The sequence below is a fragment of the Psychrobacter sp. AOP7-B1-24 genome, from assembly GCF_052376215.1.
GTDB lineage: Bacteria > Pseudomonadota > Gammaproteobacteria > Pseudomonadales > Moraxellaceae > Psychrobacter.
On sequence record NZ_JBQSVL010000187.1, the window covers coordinates 1 to 941 of the forward strand.

1 protein-coding gene is annotated in these 941 nt (G+C 44.1%); it reads right to left on the bottom strand.

Annotated features, from left to right (window positions below):
• Nucleotides 1-43: 43 nt before the first annotated feature.
• Nucleotides 44-925, bottom strand: coding sequence for an IS982 family transposase (locus ACT3QP_RS14915; RefSeq protein WP_444526041.1), 882 nt, complete (start codon nt 923-925; stop codon nt 44-46).
• Nucleotides 926-941 lie beyond the last annotated feature (16 nt).

Here is a 941-nt window from a genome sequence, read left to right on the forward strand (position 1 = left end):
ACCCCAGTTCGGGATAAGCCACATTGTAACTCATTGATACTATTTACAATGTGGCTACCTGTCCCTGCTGAGGCATATTTTTGATGGTGGGTTTATAGGGAAACCAGCAATAAGCAATTAAACCTGACAGCAAGTTTGTGATAAACCCCGTGACACTACGATGGCGTGAGTGTTCGATTTGGCACAAGTTTTTAAGCTCTCCAAACACCGTTTCAACCAAAGAGCGATGATTGAGTAGTGCCTCATCCATAGGCTCAAGTAATTGGGGTTTCATATTACGCCGAAGTTTGGTTATCAACGTGGTATCATTGTGTTTTGTGAGCCACTCGTTTAGGGCTTTACTGATATAGCCTCTATCCCCAAACACCTTGCCAAACACAGGCGTTGCCATATCCTTAACAGGCACTCTGTCATCCGTATTACCCGCAGTGACTTTAACAGATACAAGCTCGCCCTTATGATTGATAATGGCGTGCAGCTTAAAGCCATAGAACCAGCCCATGCTGCTTTTGCCTCGGGTTGCAAGTCCCTTAAAGACTTTATGACGGTAGATACGCTTGTTATGACAAACTGCTATCTTGGTTGAATCAATATAGCTGATACCCGTACAGTCGCCCATCATGCTTTGCAAGTAGCTGCACAGTGGCATGATACTGCGCGGCACAAGCTCTATAAATCGCGAGTAGCTCGGCAGATTTGGAAACTCCCGTTTCATCATGCCAAGCATGTGATGGTAGTAAAAAGACTTAAACTGTCGATACCGCAGTTGATGAAACAGTACCAAGACAGTCATAATCTCTGCTACACTTATCTGGCATGCTCTTAACCTTTGGTGTCCCGTTGCGATTAAATGAGCGTCAAACTCAGGTTTGAATTGCTGATAAAAGTCGTCAATATGGCAGTATAGTTCGGTTAGGTTGTCCATGTAAGAAGTCCTTTTT